22 protein-coding genes are annotated in these 23,131 nt (G+C 75.0%); 12 read left to right on the forward strand and 10 right to left on the reverse strand.

The window, feature by feature from the left end:
- Nucleotides 1-10 precede the first annotated feature (10 nt).
- Nucleotides 11-754, reverse strand: coding sequence for a hypothetical protein (locus tag AB0H57_RS02510; protein ID WP_357501864.1), 744 nt, complete (start codon nucleotides 752-754; stop codon nucleotides 11-13).
- Nucleotides 751-3,441 (reverse strand): cell division protein FtsK, encoded by a 2,691-nt coding sequence (locus tag AB0H57_RS02515; RefSeq protein WP_357501866.1) that lies wholly within the window; start codon nucleotides 3,439-3,441, stop codon nucleotides 751-753. Before AB0H57_RS02515 ends, AB0H57_RS02510 begins: the two co-directional genes overlap by 4 nt.
- Before the next feature lie 213 nt (nucleotides 3,442-3,654).
- On the opposite strand from AB0H57_RS02515, the gene AB0H57_RS02520 reads away from it, so the two are divergent.
- Nucleotides 3,655-4,212 carry a hypothetical protein gene (locus tag AB0H57_RS02520; protein WP_357502300.1) on the forward strand — a complete coding sequence of 186 codons (558 nt, stop codon included), beginning with the start codon at nucleotides 3,655-3,657 and terminating at the stop codon, nucleotides 4,210-4,212.
- Between the two features lie 6 nt (nucleotides 4,213-4,218).
- Here AB0H57_RS02520 and AB0H57_RS02525 read toward each other — a convergent pair whose 3' ends face one another.
- Genes AB0H57_RS02525 through AB0H57_RS02555 form a run of 7 tightly spaced genes read right to left on the reverse strand, consistent with a single transcriptional unit; the run spans nucleotide 4,219 to nucleotide 12,489 of the window.
- Complete coding sequence (locus AB0H57_RS02525) at nucleotides 4,219-4,821, reverse strand: hypothetical protein (RefSeq protein WP_357501867.1); 603 nt, start codon at nucleotides 4,819-4,821, stop codon at nucleotides 4,219-4,221.
- A gap of 13 nt (nucleotides 4,822-4,834) precedes the next feature.
- Nucleotides 4,835-5,977 (reverse strand): M23 family metallopeptidase, encoded by a 1,143-nt coding sequence (locus AB0H57_RS02530; RefSeq protein ID WP_357502302.1) that lies wholly within the window; start codon nucleotides 5,975-5,977, stop codon nucleotides 4,835-4,837.
- A 5-nt stretch (nucleotides 5,978-5,982) separates the two neighbouring features.
- Nucleotides 5,983-6,537 carry a hypothetical protein gene (locus AB0H57_RS02535; protein WP_357501869.1) on the reverse strand — a complete coding sequence of 185 codons (555 nt, stop codon included), beginning with the start codon at nucleotides 6,535-6,537 and terminating at the stop codon, nucleotides 5,983-5,985.
- On the reverse strand, nucleotides 6,534-8,483 hold the full coding sequence (locus AB0H57_RS02540; RefSeq protein WP_357501871.1) for an MFS transporter: 1,950 nt from the start codon (nucleotides 8,481-8,483) through the stop codon (nucleotides 6,534-6,536). Before AB0H57_RS02540 ends, AB0H57_RS02535 begins: the two co-directional genes overlap by 4 nt.
- Before the next feature lies 1 nt (nucleotide 8,484).
- Entirely contained in the window at nucleotides 8,485-11,748 is a 3,264-nt protein-coding gene (locus tag AB0H57_RS02545; RefSeq protein ID WP_357501873.1) for an ATP-binding protein, read from the reverse strand.
- Nucleotides 11,749-11,797: 49 nt separating this feature from the next.
- A complete protein-coding gene (locus AB0H57_RS02550; RefSeq protein WP_357501875.1) occupies nucleotides 11,798-12,160 on the reverse strand; it encodes a hypothetical protein in 363 nt (120 codons plus the stop codon).
- A gap of 14 nt (nucleotides 12,161-12,174) precedes the next feature.
- Nucleotides 12,175-12,489, reverse strand: coding sequence for a hypothetical protein (locus AB0H57_RS02555; RefSeq protein WP_357501876.1), 315 nt, complete (start codon nucleotides 12,487-12,489; stop codon nucleotides 12,175-12,177).
- 359 nt (nucleotides 12,490-12,848) lie between these two features.
- On the opposite strand from AB0H57_RS02555, the gene folP reads away from it, so the two are divergent.
- From folP to AB0H57_RS02590, 7 genes are all read left to right on the forward strand, one after another.
- Nucleotides 12,849-13,727, forward strand: coding sequence for a dihydropteroate synthase (gene folP, locus AB0H57_RS02560; protein ID WP_357501878.1), 879 nt, complete (start codon nucleotides 12,849-12,851; stop codon nucleotides 13,725-13,727).
- Nucleotides 13,724-14,083, forward strand: coding sequence for a dihydroneopterin aldolase (gene folB / locus AB0H57_RS02565; RefSeq protein ID WP_357501880.1), 360 nt, complete (start codon nucleotides 13,724-13,726; stop codon nucleotides 14,081-14,083). Before folP ends, folB begins: the two co-directional genes overlap by 4 nt.
- Entirely contained in the window at nucleotides 14,080-14,607 is a 528-nt protein-coding gene (gene folK, locus AB0H57_RS02570) for a 2-amino-4-hydroxy-6-hydroxymethyldihydropteridine diphosphokinase (protein ID WP_357501882.1), read from the forward strand. The genes folB and folK overlap by 4 nt, the downstream gene beginning before the upstream one ends.
- Nucleotides 14,608-14,626: 19 nt before the next feature.
- On the forward strand, nucleotides 14,627-15,163 hold the full coding sequence (locus AB0H57_RS02575) for a DUF3180 domain-containing protein (protein WP_357501884.1): 537 nt from the start codon (nucleotides 14,627-14,629) through the stop codon (nucleotides 15,161-15,163).
- 119 nt (nucleotides 15,164-15,282) lie between these two features.
- The gene (locus AB0H57_RS02580; RefSeq protein ID WP_357501886.1) at nucleotides 15,283-16,494 is read left to right on the forward strand and encodes an ABC transporter permease; all 1,212 of its coding nucleotides are present in this window, start codon (nucleotides 15,283-15,285) and stop codon (nucleotides 16,492-16,494) included.
- A gap of 59 nt (nucleotides 16,495-16,553) precedes the next feature.
- A complete protein-coding gene (locus AB0H57_RS02585) occupies nucleotides 16,554-16,862 on the forward strand; it encodes a hypothetical protein (protein ID WP_357501888.1) in 309 nt (102 codons plus the stop codon).
- 62 nt (nucleotides 16,863-16,924) lie between these two features.
- Nucleotides 16,925-17,425 (forward strand): hypothetical protein, encoded by a 501-nt coding sequence (locus tag AB0H57_RS02590; protein ID WP_357501890.1) that lies wholly within the window; start codon nucleotides 16,925-16,927, stop codon nucleotides 17,423-17,425.
- A 20-nt stretch (nucleotides 17,426-17,445) separates the two neighbouring features.
- Here the strand turns inward: AB0H57_RS02590 and AB0H57_RS02595 are convergent, their stop codons facing one another.
- Nucleotides 17,446-18,444 (reverse strand): ATP-binding cassette domain-containing protein, encoded by a 999-nt coding sequence (locus AB0H57_RS02595; RefSeq protein WP_357501892.1) that lies wholly within the window; start codon nucleotides 18,442-18,444, stop codon nucleotides 17,446-17,448.
- Between the two features lie 2 nt (nucleotides 18,445-18,446).
- Here AB0H57_RS02595 and AB0H57_RS02600 point away from each other — a divergent pair, with 2 nt between their 5' ends.
- From AB0H57_RS02600 to AB0H57_RS02615, 4 genes are all read left to right on the forward strand, one after another.
- Complete coding sequence (locus AB0H57_RS02600) at nucleotides 18,447-19,136, forward strand: ABC transporter permease (protein ID WP_357501894.1); 690 nt, start codon at nucleotides 18,447-18,449, stop codon at nucleotides 19,134-19,136.
- Between the two features lie 173 nt (nucleotides 19,137-19,309).
- Nucleotides 19,310-20,032 carry an ABC transporter permease gene (locus AB0H57_RS02605; protein ID WP_357501896.1) on the forward strand — a complete coding sequence of 241 codons (723 nt, stop codon included), beginning with the start codon at nucleotides 19,310-19,312 and terminating at the stop codon, nucleotides 20,030-20,032.
- A 175-nt stretch (nucleotides 20,033-20,207) separates the two neighbouring features.
- On the forward strand, nucleotides 20,208-21,209 hold the full coding sequence (locus AB0H57_RS02610) for a glycine betaine ABC transporter substrate-binding protein (RefSeq protein WP_357501898.1): 1,002 nt from the start codon (nucleotides 20,208-20,210) through the stop codon (nucleotides 21,207-21,209).
- A 202-nt stretch (nucleotides 21,210-21,411) separates the two neighbouring features.
- Nucleotides 21,412-23,130, forward strand: a complete 1,719-nt coding sequence (locus tag AB0H57_RS02615; RefSeq protein ID WP_357501900.1) for a hypothetical protein — start codon at nucleotides 21,412-21,414, stop codon at nucleotides 23,128-23,130.
- Nucleotide 23,131 lies beyond the last annotated feature (1 nt).

A 23,131-nucleotide genomic window follows, 5' to 3' on the forward strand; every position in this document is an offset into this window, starting at 1 on the left:
TGCGCCCGGCTCAGCCGGCCAGCATCGCCAGCACGATCCCGGCGGTGGTCGTGACCGCCGGCACCAGGCAGACCAGCGCCCCGAACCTGGGGGTACGGTCCATCCGCCCGTCCACGCCCGCCGGGAAGAGCCGGCCGGTGCCGAGCCAGCCCACCATGAAGGCGACCGCCGGCATCGGCAGCCCGCAGACCAGCGCCGCGATGCTCGCCGCGCCGGTGCCGGTGGTCACGAAGAGGATCAGCTGGAGCAGGGGTACGAGCAGCGCCAGCGGCCCGTACACCAGCAGGTTGCGCGGTCGCGCCGGCCACGACGCGGGCCGCAGCGGCCCCCGGGCGGCCAGCGTCTGATCGGCTGCGTCCGCCCAGCCCTCGGCGGTCCGCAGCGCCGCCAGCACCGCCGCCGGGCCGCCGACCATCGACCGGGCCGCCTCGGTCAGCTCCGGCGGCGACGGGGCCAGCGAGATCGCGGGAACGCCCAGCTCACGCAGCCGTGACTGCTGCGCCGCCAACCGGGCGTCCACCTCGGACAGCTCCTCCCGGGCGGCCCGCACCGCCCGGGCCTGCTCGGCGGCGGCGGTCGCCGCGGCACGGCGTACCCCGTCGAGTTGGCGGGCCGCGGCCACGTACTCCGACCAGGCCGCCACCACCGGATCCGCCGCCGGCTCCTCGGCGGCGGCCTGCCCCGGGGCGACCCCGGTCGGCTCCTCGCCGGTACGCTGCCGCCCCGGCCCGGCCTGCCCCCGCAGCACCCTCATGCCGCCCCCTCCTCGGCCGCGAACGGCACCAGGACGACGCCGTGCTCGCCCGGACCGTCCCAGAGCACCGCCCGGTCCGGCCGCGGACGCCAGTCCACCGGACGGCCGAACACGGACGCCAGCTGCGCGCCGGGCGTGCCCACCACCGCGACCGCGGCCAGCTTCTCCACCTCGCCGTCGGCCTCCGACAGGGCCGCGAACGTCGGCACCGTCCGCCACCAGCCCAACAGGTGCGTGCCGGCCGGTGGTCCGTCGCGCAGCACCGCGCGCAGCCGCTCGGCGGGCAACGCCTCGGCGGGCGCCGAGTCCACCCCGAAGACCACCAGGTAGGTCACCCCGGCGGCCGGTTCGCCGTCGACGCCGCTCGGACCGGCCGTCGCCGGTGCACCGGCCGCGTCGGCGGTGGGCGCAGCCCGCCCGTGGTCGTCGGCGGAGTGGCCCGGCTGGTGGTCGGCGGCGGTGAGGAGGTCGGCGACGTCCACCCGGGTCACCGGGTGCCGGTCGGCCAGCTCGGCGACCAGCGCCTCGGCCGGTCCGGCCGCGCCCTCGGCGGCCGCGGCGACCAGGAATCGGGCGGTCCCGGGACGGTGCTGGGCGGCGACGCTACGGACGGCCGTCACGAGCAGCGCCGCCGCGTCCGCGCCCGGTCCGAGCACCGCCAGGTTCCGGCCGGCCACCGGGCCCAGCGGCACCGCCACCGTGCTGCGGCGTACGTCGACCGCCCGGCCCAGCAGCGCCGCCGGGGTGCACGACCGCCCGGCCAGGGCCGCCCGGTGCAGCGGGTCGTTGCGCAGCAGCGGGCGAGCGTACCCGGCGAAGACCACCGGCGGGGACGCGCCCTCGGGCCGGGCCGACCACAGCCGGTGCCGCAGCGTTGCCACCGTCTCCGGATCGTCGTGCGGATCCGGGAACCGGACCATCCGCTCATGCCCGCGGGTCGCGCCCCGCGGGCCGCCCAGGCCGCCGGCGGTGTTGACCACCGCGCTGCCCAGGGGCAGGCCGGCCGCCGCGTCGTTGGCCGGCTCCAACACCGCGCCCCCGCCGGGCAGCGCCACCCGCACCGGGAACTGCCCGAGAACCGAGTCGCGGGTGGTCGGGCCGGCCATCCCCAGGTCACCCTCGCCGGCCAGGACCAGGTGCACCCCGTACGCCCGGGCGGCGCGGGCCAGCGCGTCCAGTTTCGCCGCCGCCTCCGTGGCGATCCGGTCCCGCACCGCGAACAGCCGCGACACGCTGTCGATCATGCAGACCAGCCGGGGCAGGCTCTGGTGCTGGCGCAGCTCGGTGAAGCGCTGGCCGCCGGCCCGCTGGCCCGCCTCCTCCCGGCTGCGCACCTCCGCGCCGAGCAGGTCGAGCAGGTCGAGCACGTACTCCCGGTCCGCGCCCATGGCGGCGGCCCGGACCTGCGGCACCCAGGACCGGTCCCGCTCGGTCTGCAGGAACTCCACGAACGACTCGTCCTCGTCGAGGTCGACCAGGTACAGCTCCAGCTCGGCGGGGGAGTAACGCGCGGCCAGACCGAGCAGCGCGTTGGTCAGGAAGGCGGCGCGGACGGCGGTCGAGCGGCCGCTGACCAGCCAGTGCGGGGTCAGCTCGGTGAAGCCGAGGCGCACCGGCCGCCCCCCGGCGTCGCCCACCGTGGTCGACGCGCCCTCCGCCGAACTCGACTCCCACAGCTCGCCGTCGGGATCGGGCAGCAGGTCGGCCAGACCGAGCCGGGAGCCCGCCTCGACCTGGTCGGCGAGTCGCCGACAGACCGCCGCGACGAGTTCGGGCGGCGGCTCGTTGTCGAGGAAGACCGGCGAGTTCAACCCGCCCGGCGCCGCCCCGCCGGGCCCGGCGAGGGAGCCACCCGGCGGATCACCGAGCAGCGCGTACGCGTTGCGCAGATACAGCGCGGTGGACTGCGGCAGCGGCTCCCGGGTGGCGTACGGGCCGGGCGGTGGCCAGCCGGCCACGATCAGGTGCAGGCCCGCCTGGCGGCCCTGCGCGGCGAGCGTCTCGATCCGCGCCAGGTCGTCCGGGCCGGCCGAGTCCGGCAGCCGGGCGACCACCAGCAGCAGGATCCGGTCGTGCCGGCGTTCCCGGCCGCCGCCCGGCGCCACCCACTGCTCGGCCTCCGTCAACACGGCACGCAGCCCGGCCACGTCGACCGCCGGGGGTGGCATCAGGCCGGCGTCCACCAGATCGGCGAAACCGGCGAAGGTGGCCACGGTGATCGGCTCAGCTCCACCCGCCGCGCCGCCGGCTCCCGCGTCCACCACGCGGACCAGCAGGCAGCCGGCCGGCGTGGCGGCCAGCAGGCGCAGCAGCACACTGCGGAGCAGCCCGGCGACCCGATGATCCCCGGCGTCGGCGTCGACGGTCAGATGACCGGTGCCGAGCAGCGGAACCAGGGCCGGAAAGCGGGCGTCGTCCAGCGGGGCCGCCGTACCGACCCGGACGACGGCCGGTGGGCCGTCGCCGGCCGCGACCCCCGGGTCGAGGGTGTCGAGCGGTGCGCCCGACCAGCCGGGGGCCACCAGCGCCGCCACCGTACGCAGCCGGTCGGCGATCTCGTACTGCCGGCGCTGGTCGGCCGGGGCGGGGCGGGTCTCGTCCAGGGCGGTGGCCGCGGCCGCCGCGGTGGCGGCTGCCCGCCGGTGCAGTGCGGCGGCGCGGTTGACGCGAACCTTCGGACCGGCCACCGCTCCACCCCCTCATCCCGAGGCTGGCAACCCTCCCCGAGCAGAGACCGTAACCCAGGGCGGCCCCCTCCTCCGGGATGCGCGTCGGCGCTGCGCCGATCCTGTCGCAAATCGGGGTGAACTCTCACCTGCCGGGGTTGTCCAGTCACGATCCGCAGCATCTGGGGCATTGGGTACGAGGCGCCCAGCCGATAGCCTCAGAGGGTGGAATCAGTGCAGCCCCCCGCCGGTTCCCAGGTCTCCCGCGTACCGGCACAGCGGACCCCGCCGGAGCAGTTGGCTCCGCCTCCGGCGGCACCGACGCCGGCCCGGCCGCCGCGCCGGACGCGTACCGTCCTGACGGTGGTCGCCGGGGTGCTCGCGCTGCTCTGCGCCGGTGGCGCGGTGGCGGGGTTCGTGCTGTACCACCGCGCGACAACACCGGACCGCAGCGCCCCAGATGTGGTGGTGGACAACTATCTGCGGGCGTTCCTCGTCGACCGCAACGACACGAGGGCGCAGCAATTTGTCTGTGACGGACGGGCTGAGCTGGATGGTCTACGTGAGCTTCGGGATGACCTCGTCACGCGGGAGAAGAGGTTCAGCACGACGATCTCGGTGAGCTGGGGGCCGCTGAACGCCCAGCAGTCGGGGGACGCCGCCGTGGTCGAGGTCGACCTCATCATTTCCGCCATCGTCGACGGCGTCTCGCAGAGCGATCGGCAGAGCTGGCAGTTTGAGACGAGGCACCAGGACGGCTGGGCCGTCTGTGGCGCACAGCGAGCCGGGTGACGGCGGCTACTCCAGCCAGAGCAGGTGTACCGGCACCTCCAGGGTGCTCGGTGGCTGGCCGCGCCAGGCCCAGCGGTACCACTCCAGCTCCGGCGTGACCCGGACGCAGATGTCGCCCTCCGCGCCGGAGTAGGTCTCGGTGACCGCCCGCAGGTCGCGGTGCTCGACCGAGTCGACCACGTGTACCACACGGCGCCCGGTGACCGCGTCGGCCTCGAACACCGGTGTCGGCACGCGGTGGGACGGGCCGTCGAGCGAAACGAGCCGAGGCCCGGCGGCGGACGGACCTCCGGCGCTCGGTGGCCGCTGGCCGATCGTCTCCACCCAGACCCGTTCGACGGGCACCAGGGGTGCGAACACCTCCACCTGCTCGGCCTCGGCGCGGTACCACTCGTGCTCCGGGATGATCGGCACGTAGGTGCGGCTGCCCTGGACCACCCGGTCGTCGGCCCGCAGGTCACCCCGCCAGCCCAGCCCGGGCAGACCGACCAGCACCCGCTGCCCGCGCAGCTCGACGCGGGCGGTGGCCGGCACGATCTCGACGGGGCGGGGCGGCAGCGGCGCCCAGTCCGGCTGGCCGGCGAAGGGATCGGGGAGAGGGCCGGTCATCCTGCGGAAACCCTCACGCCTTGCCGGACAGCGGGGCGCCCCGTTCCCGCATGAACGGCACCGGATTGACGGCCCCGCGCTTGGAGCGATCGGCACCCACGTGCACCTCGAAGTGCAGGTGTGGGCCGGACGAGTTGCCGCTGCTCCCGCTGCGACCGATCTCCTCGCCGGCCGCCACCATCTGTCCCGGCTTCACCAGCGGGCGCCGGATCATGTGGCAGTAGCGGGTGATGTAGCCACCCGCGTGCAGGATGTCGACGAACCACCCGCAGCCGCCCTTGCCCGGGTAACCGTCCACGTTGCAGTCCCACCGTCCCCGGCGGTCCGGGTCGCACCGGGCCACCAGCACCCGGCCGCTCGTCGCGGCGTGGATCGGAGTCTCCTTGTCGGCCGCGAGGTCGACCCCGTTGTGCGCCGGCCGGGCCGCGGTACGGAAGCCCGACACCACCCCGCCGGGCAGCGGGGCCGTCCAGCCGGAGGCGGCGATCCTGGCCCCGGCCGCGGCGTCGCAGAAGGTCTGCTCCGCGACCCGCACCGTACGGGCCGCCCCGCCGGCCAGCGCGTTGACGATCCGGCCGGCGAGGTCCTCGTGCTTGGCGTACGCGTCGGGGAACGCGCTGACCTGCACCGTCTGGGCGACGTCCGTCAACGGCCGGTGCTCCCAGCGCGGCACCCGCAGCATCTTGGCGTAGAACTTGCGGGACGCGTAGACCGGGTCCCGCAGTTGGGTGGCGGTGCCCCAGCCCTGGCTGGGGCGCTGCTGGAACAGTCCGACCGAGTCGTGGTCGTTGCGTCGGCCCAGGTGGCCCAGGTTGCGCAGCGCGGACTCCTGCATCGCGGTCGCGATCGCGATCACCCAACCCCGGGCCGGCACGTCCATCTCCTGGCCGACCTTGATGATCACGGCGGCGTTGCGGAGCTGCTCCTCGCCGTACTCCGCGAACCGGGGCATCCGGCCGGTGACGTTCACGCCGTGCGCCTGGGTGCAGCCGAAGGTGGCCGCCACCGGCTCGTCCTGCTTCTCGTCGCCGAGCTCGGTGAGCAGGAACGCCCCGGCGCCGCCGACGCAGCAGAGCAGCGCGAGCAGAGCGGTCAGCGCTCCGGCGACGACGCCGCGTCGCAGGGTGCGTCGGGTCGGGCCACCGGTCCCGGTCAGGTCGCTCATTCCCGCTCCCAGTCCACCTCGTCCACCAGCCAACGCCCGTCCGGACCCACCAGGGTGAGCCGGAGCCGTCCGAGATCGAGGGGAACTGTCACCTCGACGGTGGTCTCGGTCCGGGGCAGCAGCGTGGGCGCGCCGGTGACCCGTTCCGCCGGGACGCCGGCGGGATCGGCCCCGCGCAGCTTCTCGGTGAGCGCGGGCGTCGAGAGCGGGCGCATCGCCGCCTGCCACTCGTCCGCGTCCCGTCCGCCACCCAGCCAGGCGGTGGCGAACCGCTCCGCCGTGCGCTCCGGGGTCAACGCGCCGGGACTGGTGCGTGGCGGCGGTGGCTCGGCTACGGCCGTCGCGCCGTCGTCACCGGCCTCCGGATCGACCGTGCTGATCGGGTGCCGGGGTCCGCCGGTCACCCCGGCAGGCGAGTCGGTGGGTCCGGAGACGAGGCGGGCTGCGCCGATGATGCCGAAGACCACCACCGCGAGGGCGAGCGCGACGCCGATCCTCGACCGCAACGCCCGCGTGAACAGAAACTCCAGCGCCCGCCGCATCGCCGTCACCGCGCCTCGGAACGGATCCGGGGGGTGGGCGGCGCGGGCGTGCGGTCCGTCGAGCCGGGTCGGTAGATGGCGAACGAGGGTGCCTTCTCCGGCACATCCGGCTCGGTCCAGGTGGCCGGCTGCCGGCGGCGCGGCTGCGGGGGAGCCGGTCGATCCGCACCCCGTCGCCGCTCGGCCTCGGGCATCTCGTCGACGCGCTCCCGACCGTCCGGCCGCCGCTGCTCCGGCGGGCTGGTCGCGCTGTGCACCGGATCCTCCCGGCGGGCCTCCGGGCGCAGGGAGGTCGGCTCCGATGCCGCCCTGCGCTGCCGGCCGACCGCCGGCTCCGATGTGCCGCCCGGCTCCACCACGTCGAGGCGGGCGGCGACCCGTACGTCCCGGAAGAACCTCCGGTGCCAGGAACCGGCCGAACTCACCGCCTCGCTGCTGTCCTTGCCGCCGAGCTGCGTGATGCGCCGGTACGGGCGCAGCAGCAGCCACCCCACCACGCCGCAGAGCCAGACCAGCACCACCTGGAGCCAGCCGGCCAGGGTCGGCGTGCTCATGATGAGGTCGACCGAGAACAGGTAGATGGCGGCGCCGGTGCCGAAGATGGCGATGTTGAACACGGCGGCGACCACCGCGTTGCCCAGCCGGCGGAGCCCGGCGCTCGCCGGTCGCAGCAGACCGATCGTGCCGAGGATCGGCGCGGCGATCACCGCCCACCGGAAGATCAGGAAGCCCAGCAGCACCAGCAGCGACGCGGTCAGGTCGAACATCGCGAAGAGCAGCGAGGCGAGCACCGCGATGAAGCCGGCCCCCACCCGGTCCATGTCCCGGACGCCCTGGAGATACTCGTACGCCTCCGGATCCTCGGACTTGATCTGCTCGGCGACCCTGGCCCACTGTTGCTGCTTGGCCTTGATCGTGGCGGTGCGGGTGGCCGGGTTCTGGCGAAGCTTCTGCGCCTCCTCCCAGGTGAGCGACTTGGCGTCGTAGAGTGCCGGCCCGTACTTCTTGGCGGTCTCGCTGTCCGCGGAGCCGAGCACCCCGCGCAGCCAGTTCCGGTAGAGCATCGTCTCGGTGGCGGTGTCGCTGGCCCGAACCGCCGGCGGGCGCTTGTCGATGCAAGCGTTCGGGTTCGGTAGCGCGCACTTGTCCGGCGGGACGTCCTTCGACGTCGGCCCCACCGCATCGTGCACCACGCCGAGGGTGGTGATCAGGGTCCCGTCGGCGATGTTCGCCGACTTGACCGGCCAGGCGGCCAGGGCGGTCACCGCCACCATCACCAGGATCGCCCAACCGGCGGTGGTCATCGCGTTGCTCATGTCCGACTGGCGGGAGCGCCAGAGCAGGTAGAGCCCGACCACGCAGATGGTGATGATGCCGAAGACGCTGAACACCTTCTTGTAGACGGCCTTGGTGGCCTTTTCCACCAGTGGGTCGGCCCAACCCCACATCGTCCGCGGGTCCCAGGCGCGCTCGCGCAGCGCGTTGGACGCTCCGATGATCGCGTTGGCGAACATGAACTCGCCGTTGGCCATCATGGTGGTGAAGCGGTAGTCGGGGTGCAGGACGGAGGAGGCGCAGCCGCCCTCGATGTCGTACGTGATGTAGCTGTACCCGGCGTACCCGTAGTCGCTGTACAGCCCCTTCGGGCCGGGCAGCTTGGACGAGTCCGGCCGGGAGGCGAACCAGCCGGCGAGCCCGGAGTCCGGCGCACCCGGCACGGGCGCGTTGCGACACTTCACCTCGTCGTCGCCGACCGCCTTGAGCTTCGCCACACAGGCGCGGAAGTCGGTCTGCCACTCCTTGGTGGTGCACAGCTCCGCCGCTGCGGCGGCCCGGGCGGTGGTCGGCGCGGCGGACGCGGGTGTCTCGCCGAACACCGGCCACCCGACGGTGGCCACGGCGAGTACGCCGAGCGCGAGGAGGAGCGCCGCGATCCGTGCCCGGGCCCTCGCCATGTCACGCCTCCAGGTCAGGCAGGAGAGTCGGCAGTGCGCCGGCGGCCTGGGCCACCGCCGCGGGGGTGGTGTCGAGGTGTTCGAGCAGGCCCTCGACGTACGAGACGTCGACCCGGACCTTCTGCACCCGGGCGTCGACGTCGCGCATCACGAACTCGCGGAAGCCGAGCCGGGCGGAGGAGCCGGCGTCGGCCGCGGAGAGCGAGGCGAGGGTGGCCTCGTAGCCGTCGTTGACCGGCACCCGCAGCAGCCGCAGCGCCTCGGAGGCGATCTCGCTGTCCTCCGCGATCCGGCCGACGAAGACGGTGGAGACGAGGTTCTGCACGTCGAGGCCGAGGATGTCGCGGGGGTTCTGCGAGGCGACCAGGGCGGCCAGGTTCCACTTGCGGGAGTCACGGGCGAGGCGGACCAGGAAGGACCGGCCGGACCGCCAGCCCTCCATGAAGTGCGCCTCGTCCAGGCCGACCAGCTTTCGGGAGGACATGGAGCCGCCGTAGCAGCGACGCACGGCCAGCCGGTGGGCGGTGTGCAGCATCGGCAGGGCGAGTGCCTCCTCGGCCGACCAGTACTCGCGTTCGATCTTGAGGTCGGGCAGCCGCAGGCCGGCCATGGTGATCACGGTCAGCGCCGCGTCCGCGCCCAGCAGGCCCTCCGGCGGCCGGCCGAAGAAGAGCATGGCCAGCGGCATCTCGGCGGTGTCGAGCAGCAGGTTCGCCAGCTCCTTGCCGGCGTCGTCGTCCAGCCCCTGCAGGCAGCTGACCACGTCGTCCAGGGTGGACGCCTCCTCGGCGGGCACCTGGCGTACGGCGTGCCGGAACAGGGTGGCGGTGGACGCCTCCCGGGCCACCTGCGGCGGCACCAGCATCATGCAGATGTCCTGTACCAGCATCCGCCGCTCGGCGCGGGCGTTGGAGACCGCGATCTCGAACTCCCGGTCGCCGGTGGCGCCGCTGCCGAACTCGCTGCGCAGCGGCGTCGGGATGAGCGAGTACGGCGCCAGGGTGCCGTGCTCGGAACCGGTCAGGTTGAGCACGCGGGAGTACGGACGCAGCTCGGGCATCGCGCACAGCCGGGCCAGCGGGCCGGACGGGTCCAGCAGGGTCACCTGGACGCCGCGCCGGGCGGCCAGGTAGCCGAGCGCGCCGAGCAGGGTGGACTTGCCGCCGCCCGGCTCGGCGACGAAGACCGCGAGCCCGGAGCGCTCGCGTACCTCCATCGGGAAGTGCAGGTCGAGGAAGACCGGTCGCCGGCAGGTGCCCGCCGTCCGGCCGATCAGGTCGCCGCGCCGGTCGCCCACGGTCGAGGCAGCCTGTGGCAGCGCCGCCGCGAGCAGCGGCACCGGCATGCGGCGGACGTACCCGGTGTTGGCGATCGGCTCGCCGGGGATGAACTCGCGGGCCAGCCAGTCCTGGTTCTTCGGGTGCTGCAACGAGATGCGCAGCTCCCGCGAGTAGAGCTGGACCAGCCGGCGGGCCCGCTCCAGGCACTCCTCCCTGGTCCGGCCGCCGACCGCGATCCGGTGCCAGCCGTGCGCCCGGGCCGAGTCCACCGGCAGGCCGGTGGTCATCTCGTCCCCGATGACCAGGGCCCGCTTGGCGAGGCGCTCCAGCTCCGGTGGCGCGTCGATGCCGTGCTCGGCGTAGTCGAGCTGCTGGGAGCGGATCATCCGGAGCCGGTGTTCGAGGTTGCGGAAGGAGTCGCCGGAGCCGAGGATGTCGACCCGCGTGGAGATCTCCATCGGCCACGGCAGCCGCTCGTGGAAGTGCAGCCACGGCTCGTGCCGCTCGGGAATCTCCAGCGGCTCCATCCGGCCCACGGCCAGCACGGCGAGGTGCCGTTCCTCGCCGGTCATCCGGTTGACCAGCTTGACCGTGGAGCCGTACGGGGTGCGGTAGCGCTCGATCTGCTCGGTGAGGGCGAGCAGGTCACCGCGTTCCCACCGGCCGTCGGTCACCGGGGAGAGGGTGCCGGGCGGCGCCATGCAGAGCGCCACCGAGCGGTAGAGCAGCCACTCCAGCTCCTGTGCGGTGACCCGCCGGCCGCGCATGCCGAACGCGCCCAGCACCTCGTCGAACTGCTCGACGGTGCGTCCCAGCCGCCGCCGTTCGCCCTCGGCGGTGCCCCGGCCGAAGGTGCGCAGCAGCCGCTCGGTGAGCGAGTCGCCGAGCGACCGGCGGGCGAAGGTCACCCCCAGGTACGTCTGGCCTTCGGCGTGGTTGACCGCCATCAGGTGCCGCTGCGCGGCAACCAGGTGGTCGGCCCAGCCGGCGGTGCCCGGCACGTCGGGCAGCGGCGAGGCGGTGTGCGCGTCGACGGTGCGGGCCCACTCGTCGGCCGGGAACGGCCGGGTGGTGCGGCGCAGGTGCAGCCGGAAGCCGGCGAGCCCGGCGTACTGCTCGGAGATGGCGGAGAGCAGCGCCTCCCGCTCGGCGTCCGGGCGGAACGCCCAGCGCACCTCCGGCAGCCAGTACCAGGCGGTGACGGTGTTGGGGGTGAAGGTGAGGTGGCCGGCGATCTCGGTGATGGCCAGCTCGACGGAGGGGTCGCGGTCCCCGAACTTGATCTTCGGGGCCTTGACCCGGACCGGGCGTATCGGCTTGTCGTCCCGGGTGGCGGGGGTCCGTTGGCGCGGGGGCGTCACCGCGCGGCCGGCCGGCGCCGCGACCTCCCGGCCGGCCGGCGCGGTCACCTCGCGGGTCGGGGGTCCCGCCGGCCGGCGCGGGACGGCCCGCTCCGGCTCCGGGGCCGGTCGGTCGGCGGCGAACTCCGGCTCGGCCGCCGGGCGCACCACCGGCAGCCGCTCGCCGGGCTGGTGGGGCACCCGGTTGGGGGCCGGCGGAAGCTCGGGTGCCGGCGGGCGCGCGGCGAGCGGTGGCGGCTCGGCGGGCGGCGGCGGGAGCTGGTGCGGGATGGGCGGTGCCTCGCGCTCGACGCCGGGCTGGGGTGCCGCCGGCGCGGGGCGGCGCGCGGCGGGTGGCGGGGGCAACGCCGGACGGCTCGGCCGGGTGCCGCCGAACAGGTCGAGGAAGGGGGAGTCGATGTCCGTGCCGTCGCCGGCCAGGGGCGGCGGCGCGGCGGGCTCGACCGGCCGCTGCGGGCTGGGCCGGGGGGCCTGGAAGACGCCGACCCGCCCGTGGCCGGGCCCCGGCACCAGGGCGGTCTCGTCGACCTGCTCTTCCTCTGTGTAGTCGATCGACCGCGCACGGTTAACGCGCGGGCCGGCGTGCCGCCCGGCCGGGGAGCCCGGCGTGGAGGAGCGGTTCATGCCACCGCCTCACCCGTGTCGTGGGGTCGTGCCGTCGGCGCGTACCCGGTCATGCCAGCTCCTCCCGGATCCTGATCCGGCTCGCCACCAGGCGCGGGTCGCGCTGCTCGGCGGCCGGTTCCCGGGTACGGCGCCAGTCCGTCAGCGCGGTGCGGATCACCATCCGCGCCGGCCGGTCCGGGTCGACGTACCGGAAGATGAACGAGGTGGTCACGATGGCGAGCGCGATCTCCCACGCCGGGAAGAGGTCGACGTTCATCGTGAACAGCCAGTGGATGAACACGTAGAGGGGTACGAGCAGCATGAACAGGCCGTACTGGGCGTACGGCAGGTGGACGGGCAGGGTGTAGCCGGGCGGGCCCAGGTAGACCAGGCGAGCCCGGTAGATGTCGTCGTCGGTGCGCAGCCGCATCTGTCGCCCTGCGCCTACTCGAAGATCAGGTCGATCAGGTAGTCGCCGACGAAGAAGAGCGTGGCCGCGCCGGCGATGAAGGCGAGCCCGACGATGGCGATGGCGGAGCTGGTCAGCACCTTGGAGATCTCACCGCGGCTGGCCCGCCCGATGAAGATGACCCCGAGCACGGCCAGCAGGATCGGCGCGATCTTGCTGGCGAAGAAGGAGACCACGCCGTTGGTGTCGATGCCCTTGGGGGCCGGCGCGGCGAGTGGGGTCGACGTCAGGGTGTGGAACAGCTGGGTGACACCGGACGTCGCCGTCTCCACGAGCTCGATGGCGATCACTGGAAACCTCCCCATGTCGCGACCCGGGGGGAGCCGCGGTGGTGCAGTCGGGCGAACCTGGCGGGACGCGCTCTGGGTGACATGGCGTCCCTGACACTGTGTCTGTCACCTCGCCACGGACGGTGGCGAGATCTGGGGGATTTGCCCCGCTTGGACCCTCCCTCCGGTCTTCGCCCGCCCGTTGCTGGGCCATTCCAAAGCGTACGGGCCGCCCCCCTTTGCGACAAGCCGCGAAGACTCGGCCCGATACGCCCCGGACGACCGATCGTACACCTGTTCTAACGCGCATGTCAGGACCGCTCTCCTGGGCGCCCACCCGGGCCGCCGGGCGCCCAGCTCACGACCGGTACCGTGCAGTCGTGACCGATCTGGTACGGGCGACGGACCCGGTGGTGATGGGCGTCCTCAACGTCACGCCCGACTCCTTCTCCGACGGCGGCCGGTACGGCGACCTCGACGCCGCCGTCGCACACGGCGTGCGGCTCCGGGCGGAGGGTGCCGGGCTGGTCGACGTGGGCGGCGAGTCCACCCGGCCGGGGGCCGACCGGGTGGACGCCGAGACCGAGATCGCCCGGATCCTCCCGGTGGTCCGGGAGCTCTCCGCCGCCGGCATCCCGGTCAGCATCGACACCAGCCGAGCCCGGGTGGCCGAGGCGGCCCTGACCGCCGGCGCGGACGTGGTCAACGACGTCTCCGGCGGCCTCGCCGACCCGGACATGGCCCGGGTGGTCCGCGACGCCGGCTGCCCCTGGGTGCTGATGCACTGGCGCGGGCACTCCCGCGAGATGCGCGCCCTGGCCAGCTACACCGACGTGGTCGCCGACGTCCGGGCCGAGCTGGCGCAGCGGGTCGACGAGGCCCTCGCCGCCGGCGTCGCCGCGGACCGGATCGTCATCGATCCCGGGCTCGGCTTCGCGAAGACCGCCGCGCACAACTGGGAGCTCAGTGCCCGCCTCCCCGAGCTGATCGACCTCGGGTTCCCGCTGCTCTTCGGGGCCAGCCGCAAGTCGTACCTGGGCCGCCTGCTGGCCGACGCCGACGGGCAGCCCCGGCCCACCGCGGGCCGGGAGGCGGCCACCGCCGCCACCAGCGTGCTCGCGGTGGCGGCGGGGGCGTGGGGGGTCCGGGTGCACGACGTGCGGGGCACCGCCGACGCGCTCGCCGTCTGGCGGGCCACCGGCCGCCCCCGCCTGGTCGCGCCGGCCCGGGCCGGCACCGGACACGAAGGGGACCGATGACCGACCGGATCGAGCTGACCGGCCTGCGCGCGCACGGCCGGCACGGGGTGTACGACTTCGAGCGCGCCGCCGGGCAGGAGTTCGTGGTCGACGCGGTGCTCGAAGTCGACCTCGGCCCGGCCGCCCGCTCCGACCGGGTGGCCGACACGGTGCACTACGGCGAACTGGCCGAGAAGCTGGTGGCCGTGGTCACCGGGGAGCCGGTCGACCTGATCGAGACCCTCGCCGACCGGTTGCTCGCGGTCTGCCTCGCCGAGCCGCTGGTGGCCGCCGCCACGATCACCGTGCACAAGCCGGAGGCCCCGATCCCGCACACCTTCGCCGACGTGGCCGTGACGATGCGGCGTACCCGGTGAGCCGGGCCGTGCTGTCGATCGGCAGCAACCTCGGCGACCGCCTGGCCCACCTGCGCTCGGCGGTGGCCTCGCTCGGCGACGCCGTCCGGGTCGTCTCCGGCGTGTACGAGACTCCACCGTGGGGGGACGCCGAGCAGCCCGCGTACCTCAACGCGGCGGTGCTGGTCGCGGACCCGGCGGCCGGCCCGGGCGACTGGCTGGACCGGGCCCGGGCCGCCGAGGCGGCGGCCGGCCGCACCCGCGACCCGGAGCGTCGGTACGGGCCGCGCACCCTCGACGTGGACGTCGTCGCGGTCTGGGACGACGCGGGCGAGCCGGTGCTCAGCGACGACCCCGCGCTGACCCTGCCGCATCCCCGCGCCCACCTGCGGGCGTTCGTGCTGCGACCGTGGATCGACATCGAGCCGCACGGCCGGCTGCCCGGGCACGGCTGGCTCACCGACCTGCTCAACGTCGAGCCGCTCGCCTCCGACGCCCTGGAACTCGGTCCGCGGCCCGATCTGGCGATAGAGTCGGACACATGACCCAGTGGAGCCGGCTGGCATGACCCAGGCGCAGTCCCCACGCGGGGGCGATCCCGACCGTTTCCGGTTGGGCCCCACCCGCGTCTCGACGCTCGTGGTCGCGGCCCTGGCCGCCGCCGCGCTGGCCTGGCTGCTGGTCAGCGCCTTCTACTACGACGTGGTGCCGGGCCTGCCCTGGCTGCCGGTGATCACGCTGGCCGGGCTGACGGTGCTGGAGGCGTACGCCGCGATCAACACCCGCAGCCGGATCGAGCGCCGGCCCGGCCGGGACCCGGTCAACCCGCTGCTGGTCGCCCGGTTCGTGGTGCTGGCGAAGGCGTCCGCGCTCGCCGGCGCCATCTTCCTCGGCTTCTACGCCGGCATCACCGGCTGGCTGTTCATCGAGGACACCAACGCGGCCATCGAGGACCGGCCGGCTGCCATCACCGGGCTGGTCGCCTCGCTCGCCCTGGTCGCCGCCGCCCTGTGGCTGGAGCGCTCCTGCCGGGTGCCGGAGCAGGAGGACGACGAGGACCGGGAGGGCACCGACCGGAAGAACCGCCCCGGTCACCGCTGATCAAGGGGGGTTACGCGTCGCCCCGGGCGCAGGTACCGTGCCTGGCGACCGAGAGCAACGGCCGCCCCGGTCCCTGCGGGCGACAGCGGGACGGCCGCCCACCGCGGGAGGCGCGCGTCATGGGGTACGACGAACCTGGCCGGAGCACGACGGCGGAGCCGTCCTCCGGGGTTCCCGCGACCGGGCCGGAGCACCCCCTCGACGACCGGGCGGCCGAGGAGCACGGCCGGGACCGGATCGCCGTGCACGTGTGCTGGGAGCTGGTCCTCCTCGTCGCGCTGGTGGTGGTGACGCTCCTGCTCTGGCAGCGGGACGCCGACGCCCTGCGCGGCGCTGCGCTGCGCGCCCTGGCCGTGGCCGTGGTGGCGTACGGCCTGCTCACCCTCGCCGCCGGGGTCAGCCTGCGCACCGCCGCGGTGAACCTCGCGGTCGGGCCGGTCGCCGTCGCCGCGGCGCTGCACTTCGCCGAGCAGGGCGACCGGGGGGTGGTCGGGGCGGCTGTCCCGGCGCTGGCCGTCGCCGCGCTGGGCGGGCTGGCGGTGGGGCTCGTGGTGGTGGTGTTCCACGTGCCCGGCTGGGCGGCCACCCTCGCCGGCGCGGCCGGCGTGATCGTGTACATCGAGCGCCGCACCGCGCCGGTGCTGGTCCAGGGGGAGTACGACCCGCGCCACAGCGCCTGGTACCTGCTCGCCGGCTTCGCCGCGGCGGCCGTCCTCGGCGGGCTGTTCGGCGCGATCCGGTCGATCCGCCGACTGGTCGGCCGGTTCCGGCCGGTCGCCGACCCGGCCCGGCGGCGCGGGGTGGGGGCCGCGGTGATTGCCGTCGGCGGGCTGGTCGGCTCGACCGTGCTGGCCACCCTCGCCGGGATCCTGCTCGCCGCGAACGGCGCCGGCCCGGTGGCGCCCGGCTCCGGCCTGGACTGGACGGTGCTGGCCGTCGGGATCGCGACGCTTGCCGGCACCAGCGTGTACGGCCGCCGCGGCGGCGTCTTCGGCACCCTGCTCGCGGTCGGGCTGACCGTGGTCTTCCTGGCCTGGGCTGACGCCCGGGGCTGGACGTTCAGCCGCTGGGCGGTCGGCGGGGTCGTCCTCGGGCTGGGCCTGGTGGTCACCCGGCTGATCGAGTCGGCCGGCCGGCCGGCGACCGGCGATGTGACCGAGCTGGCCCCACCGCATGACGGCTCCCTCAGCGGCGGTTGGTCGCTGCCCCAGCCCGCCCCGGTGGAGAACTGGCCGCCGGCGATGCCCACTCAGGCGGTGGAGCCGCCGGCGCAGTGGGAGGGGCCACGCTGGGAGTCCGGTCCGGGCCGCTGGGACACCACCGACCGGTAGGCCGGCCGTCCGCCGCGTCCGGCGGGCCGAAGGTGATCTCGCCGGTTAGGCTCGGCGGCATGACCGACACACCTGCCACCGGCACCGAGGGGCGCTCCTTCGCGGAGCTCGACACGCTCTCCACGGAGGAACTGCGGGAGCGGGCGTTCGCGCTGGCCCGGGAGCGGCGCGACGTCGGGTTCTTCTGGTCGGTGCTGCGGCATCTGCCGAACGCGGACGAGGCCGCTGCGCTGGACGGCGCACCCAACTCGGTCGGCCCGACCATCGACGAGGCGGCGGCGCTGTGGCGCGAGCTGACCGGGCACGGCTACGAGGAGTCGGCGCCGCTGCTGCGGGCCGCCTTCATCGACTACCTGCTGAAGCACTGACCCGGCGGGTCCGCCTGGTGCGCAGGTTTGCCCGAGCCGAGCGGGCGGGAACTGAGCGCGGCATGGCCCTGACCAACCGCCCCCGGACCGTCAGCGGGTACGGCACCGCCGCGGGCACCGGCACCCTGGCCGTGCTCATCCTGGTCGCCGTCTGCGGCAGCCCGTGGTACGTCGGCTGGGCCGCGACGCACACCGACCCCGACGGGGCCGGCGGCTGGTTCCTGCGCCTGCTCGCCTGGCCCGCCTGGCGGTTCGGGATGGGCGACTCGGGCGAGCGGATCTCCGGCGGCGACCTGCGGGCCGTCCTGCTGGTGCTGCTCGCCGCCGGGCTGCTCTATCTGATGCCCGCCGCCCAGGCCGCCCGGGTGCCCGGATCGCTGAGCCAGTTCTGCACCGGCTGGGCGGCGTACGTGCTGGCCGCCGGCCTGGCCGCGCTGCTCGCCGCGTTCCTCGGCACCGACGCGTCCCTGCTGGTCAGCTTCCAAACGGCGGGCACCGGCGCCACGTACGGGTTCTTCGCCGGCTGGATCGTCGGCACGGCCAGCCTGGGCGGTCGCGCCTGACCCGGCGCTCCGGGGGCGGCTCACGCCTCCGGGTGGCCGAGGGCGAGCACCCGTTCCCGGCTGAGCACGCCGACCGGGCGGCCGTCCTCGGTGACCAGGGCGCGGTCCACCGTCGCGGTGAGCATCACCGCCAGCGCGTCGTACGCGGAGCCGCCCAGCGCCACCGTCGGCAGGCCGCTCGTGCCGGCCGGCACCGGCTCCAACCGGTCCCGGCTGACCGGGGTGACCGCGAGCCGCCGGATGCCCCGGTCGGCGCCGACGAACTCGCGGACGAACTCCGAGGCGGGTGACCCGAGCAGCGCGGCCGGCCGGTCGTACTGTTCGAGCCGGCCGCCCTCGGAGAGCACCGCGATCCGGTCGCCCAGCCGGACCGCCTCGTCCAGGTCGTGGGTGACCAGCACGATGGTCTTGCGGACCTCGGCCTGTAGCCGCAGGAACTCCTCCTGGAGGCGGGTCCGCACGATCGGGTCGACGGCCGAGAACGGCTCGTCCATCAACAGCACCACCGGATCGGCGGCGAGCGCGCGGGCCACCCCGACCCGCTGCCGCTGGCCGCCGGAGAGTTCGTGCGGGTAGCGGCGACCGAACTGCGCCGGGTCCAGGCCGACCAGCTCCAGCAGCTCGGCGACCCGCTTGCGGACGCGCTCCTTCGGCCAGCCGAGCAGCCCGGGCACGGTGGCCACGTTGGCGCTGACCGTCTGGTGTGGAAAGAGGCCGACGTTCTGGATGACGTACCCGATCCGGCGGCGTAGCCGCACCGGGTCGGCCCGGGTGACGTCGTCGTCGCCGAGCAGGATCCGCCCGCCGGTCGGCTCGATCAACCGGTTGACCATCCGCAGCACGGTGGACTTGCCGCAGCCCGAGGGCCCGATCAGCACCACCAGCTCGCCGGCCTTGACCTCCAGGCTCAGCTCGCGTACGGCCTCGGTGCCGTCCGGGTAGCGCTTGCTGATGCCCTCGAGGGTGATCGAGGCCGCGCTGTGCCCCGCGTGGTCCGTGGTGCCCGGGGTAACGTCCACGTGTGTCCTTCCAGCTGAGCTACCGGGCGGCCCCCGGTAACCCGTGGTTCTCCTGGCAGTACGTGCGGGACAACTCTGACACGATCCTCGCCGCGCTGCGCGAGCACGCCTCGCTGACCGCCCGCGCGGTGCTGATCGCCGCGCTCGTCGCGCTGCCGCTGGCGGTGGCAGCGTACTGGTTCCGCTCGCTCGCCGGGCCGATCGTGGCGCTGACCGGGGTGCTGTACACCGTCCCGTCGCTCGCGTTGTTCGCCTTCCTCGCGCCGTACCTGGGCATCGGCGCGATCACCGTGCTCAGCGTGGTGGTGCTGTACGCGCTGCTGGTGATCGTGCGGAACGCGCTGGCCGGGCTCGCCCAGGTGCCGCCGGAGATCCGCGAGGCGGCCGAGGGCATGGGGTACGGCCGCTGGGGCCGGCTGCTCCGGGTCGAGCTGCCGCTGGCGCTGCCGGGCATCCTGACCGGCGTACGGCTCGCCACCGTCTCGACCGTCGCCCTGGTCACCGTCGGGGTGGTGGTCGGCCGGGGCGGGCTGGGGCAGCTCATCTTCGCCGGCTTCCAGAACAACTTCTACAAGGCACAGATCATGACCGGCACGGTGCTCTGCGTGCTGCTGGCGCTCGTGCTGGACCTGATCCTGCTGGCCGCCGGCCGGCTGCTCACGCCGTGGCTGCGGGGGAGGAGTTCAGGGTGAGCGCGAGGAGTGCAGCGCAGCGGAGCCCCGCAGTCGCGAACGGAAGGCCAGCCCGGTGAGCGCGAGGAGTGCAGCGCAGCGGAGCCCCGCAGTCGCGAACGAAAGGCAGGTCCCGTGAGCGCGAGGAGTGCAGCGCAGCGGAGCCCCGCAGTCGCGAACGAAGGGCAGGAACGGTGAACCCGGTGGGGCAGGCGGTGGTCTGGCTCAACGACCCGTTGAACTGGACCAACCCGGGTGGCGTCCTGGACCGGCTCGGCGAGCACCTGACCATGTCGGCCGCCGCCGTCCTGCTCGGCTGCCTGGTGGCCTGGCCGCTCGGCCTCTGGCTCGGGCACAGCGGCCGGGGCGGCGGGCTCGTCGTGCTGGTCTCCAACGTCACGCTGGCCGTGCCCACGCTCGCCCTGCTGACCATCCTGCCGTTGACCTTCCTCGGTTTCGGCCGGCCGGCGGTGGTGGTCGCGCTGGCGGTGTTCGCGGTGCCGCCGCTGCTGGCCAACGCGTACACCGGGGTGCGCCAGGTGGACCCGGAGGCCCGGGACGCGGCACGTGGCATGGGGCTCTCGGGCGGCCAGGTGCTGCGCCGGGTGGAGCTGCCGCTCGCGGTGCCCTACCTGGCCGCCGGGTTCCGGACCGCGGCCGTGCAGGTGATCGCCACGGCCGCGCTGGCGTCGTTCGTCGACGGCGGTGGGCTGGGGCAGATCATCCGGGCCGGTTTCGGGCTGGACATCGCGGCCGGTGGGGGCCAGATCATCGCGGGCGGCGTGCTGGTGGCGGGGCTGGCTCTGCTGGCGGAGGGGGTGCTGGCCCTCGTCGAGCGGGCGGTCACCCCGCGGTCGCTGCGCCCGGCGGTACGCCCGGCGCAGCGGCGGGCGGCCGACGCAACGGCGGGAAACTGAGCTAAATCGGTCATCGGCGCCGACTCGGGTGACGATCCGATGACAAAGGACGGCTCAAGTTGTCGGTCCCCTGCGGAGGATGTTGGGTGTTAGTCGCGGGCGCCGCAACGGGCGGGCCCGTCGGACACGCGGCCGGCCCGGCAGGGGTCGCGCCGGGACACGGAAGGCGGGCATGATGCGCGCACGTACTCGACTGGCCATCGGCGCCGTCGGGGTCCTCACCGCCGGTCTGCTCAGCGGTTGCGGCGGTGCCGGCTCGTCCGGCACCAAGGCCCCCGAGCAGGGCGCCTCCGGTGCGGGCTGCGAACCGGTGGCGGGCGAGCAACTCGTCGCCCTCGACGACGACAAGAAGCTCCAGAACGCCGACAACGTCATCCCGGCGGTCAACGCCGACGTGGCGAACCCGCAGCTGATCGCCGCCTTGGACAAGGTCTCCGCGGCGCTGGACACGCCGAAGCTGATCGAGCTGAACAAGGCCACCGACCAGGACCGTAAGAGCCCGCAGGTCGCGGCGGAGGAGTTCGCCAAGGCCAACGACCTCGCCGCGGGCATCGGCAAGGGCCCGGGCGGCCAGATCGTGGTCGGCGCCGCCAACTTCAGCGAGAGCCAGACCCTCGCCGAGCTTTACAAGATCGCTCTCAGCGCCGCCGGTTACCAGGTCAAGGTGCAGACGGTCGGCAACCGCGAGCTCTACGAGCCCGCCCTGGAGAAGGGCGAGATCCAGGTCGTCCCGGAGTACGCGGCGACGATGGCCGAGTTCCTCAACACCAAGGCCAACGGTCAGAACCCGCCGCCGGTCTCCTCGCCCGACCTGGACAAGACGGTCACCGCGCTGAAGGCGGAGGGCGACAAGGTCGGCATCGTCTTCGGCACCGCGTCCGCCGCGCAGGACCAGAACGCCTTCGCGGTCACCAAGGCGTTCGCCGACAAGTACGGCGTGCAGACCCTCTCCGACCTGGCTGGCAAGTGCTCCGGGCAGGCGACGGTACTCGCCGGCCCGCCGGAGTGCCCGCAGCGGCCGAAGTGCCAGGCGGGCCTGGTCGAGGTCTACGACTTCAAGGCCGGCTCGTTCAGCTCGCTGGACGCCGGCGGTCCGCAGACCAAGACCGCGCTGCGGCAGGGCAGGGCGAGCGTGGGCCTGGTCCTCTCGTCCGACGCGGCGCTCGCCGGCAGCTGATCCCGTCCGGCCGGCCGTCGGTGGTTCCGGCGGCCGGCCGTCGCGACCGGGCTGGGTCCGGTCCGATCTCCGCCCGCCCTGCCTGACCGGCCGCCGGGGACGATCAGCCCCGGTCGCCGGCCGGCCCGTCAGGCGCAGTTGACCCGGTTCCGGGCAACTGGCCCGTTCCGTGCCGGGATGACTCTCGGTAGGCTGCATTGCCGTGTCCACCCCGGTTGCCCCCGCAGACAGGCGCGCCTCCTCGCTGCTGACCGTTCTCTTCTGGATCGGTGTGGCGTTCGCGCCCGTCGCGGCCCTCATCCTGCTCTTCGCCGACGGCAACGGCCTGCTGCGCTTCGGCGCGGTTCTCGCCGTACTGGCCGTGGTGCTGATTGGCCTGTCCATCGCGCTCCGCGGCGACGGGGGTGCCGGCCAGGCCGGGAACGAGGAGGTGTGGGAGGAGATCGAGCAGGTGCGCCGCGAGCTGCGGGCGGAGATCGTGGCCGCCGCCCAGCGTGGCAACCAGGCGCTCGACCAGGCCCAGCGGGCCCAGGACACGGTGGACGCGCTGCGCGCGCGGATGGACGCCGTCGCGGCGGCGGTGGCCGGCGGGACCCCCGCACCGGCGGGCGAGCCGGCCGGCGCGGGCCGGGCCCGGGTGTCCGGGTACGACGAAGGGGCGTCCGCCCGGGCCCGCCAGCCGGTCCGGGACGACGCGCGGGGCGGCTGGGGCCGGGCCGCGGTGACCTCGGACGACGACGCCGAGCCGGCCCACCGGGCGGCCGGTGACGACATCGAGCGACCCGCCCGACCCATCGGCTCGGGGCAGTACGGCGCCGGGGAGTCGACTGGCCGGTCCGCCCCGCACGCGGCGAGCGCAAGGGTGCCGGAGCCCGAGCCCCGGGCGGCCGCGCCCGAGCAGCCGGCCCGGCCGGCCGGCGTCTACCGGCACACCGAGACCGTGCACGTCACCCGGCACACCGTCGTCGACGGCGGCGACGTCCCCGGTGGCCGGCACGGCGGTTACGCCGGCACCTGGTCCGCGCCGAGCGAGGAGGACCGCCCGTGGTCCCGCTCCGCGGCCGGACACCCCGAGCCGGACGCCCGCCCCCGCGCCGACCGGCCCAGGACCGGACCGGTGAGCCCGCCCGCCGACCGCGGCTGGTCCAGCCCGGCCGACGGTCCCGCCGACCGGGGCTGGGCTGGACCGGCCGATCCGCCCGGCGACCGGGGTTGGGCCGGCCCGGCGGCCGGACGCGACGACCAGGGCTGGTCCGCCCGGCGTGACGACTCCGGGTGGCCGGGAGCGTCCGCGGACCGGCGGGGCCCGGACCGCGGCTGGCCGGGAACCCACGCCGACGGCGGGTGGTCACCGGGCGAGGGTCGGACACCCGGCCGGTACGAGGAGCGCGGTCACCGCGCCGCCGAGGCGACGTGGGGCACGCCGGCCGACGGGCCGGAGGCGGCGTGGCGTCCCACCGCCGAGCCTCCTGAGCGGGACCGGCCCGCCCCGCCGGCCGGCGCCCCCGAGGGCGAGTACTGGTCGGCGCTGCGGACCGGGGACCGGTGGGCCGAGGTGCGCGACGACGAGCACGGGCGCGAGGTACGGGTCGGCGAGCGCCGGGCCGAGGTGCACGCCGACGGCAGCGGCTACCGGATGCGGGACCGGTGGGCGGCCGTCCGCCGCGAGCACGACCGGGACGAGCCACCCCACGGGCACGGCTGGCCGGGGCCGCCCGCCCCGCCCGCCCTGCCGGCCGGCGGGGTGCCGGTGCCGGGTGAGTGGCGCGCACCGGCGCAGCGCGGCGGCCCCGAGCAGCCCGGCCAGTGGGTGGCCGGCGAGCCGGAACCGGAGCGGTCCGGCCGGCGCCGCGCCGACGGCGAGCCCTACGGTCACCCACCCCGGGACGACGTGCCCCGTGCCGGCGACCGCTGGCGCTGAC

Origin of the sequence: Micromonospora sp. NPDC050686, assembly GCF_040654475.1 — a bacterium.
Taxonomy (GTDB): Bacteria; Actinomycetota; Actinomycetes; order Mycobacteriales; family Micromonosporaceae; genus Micromonospora.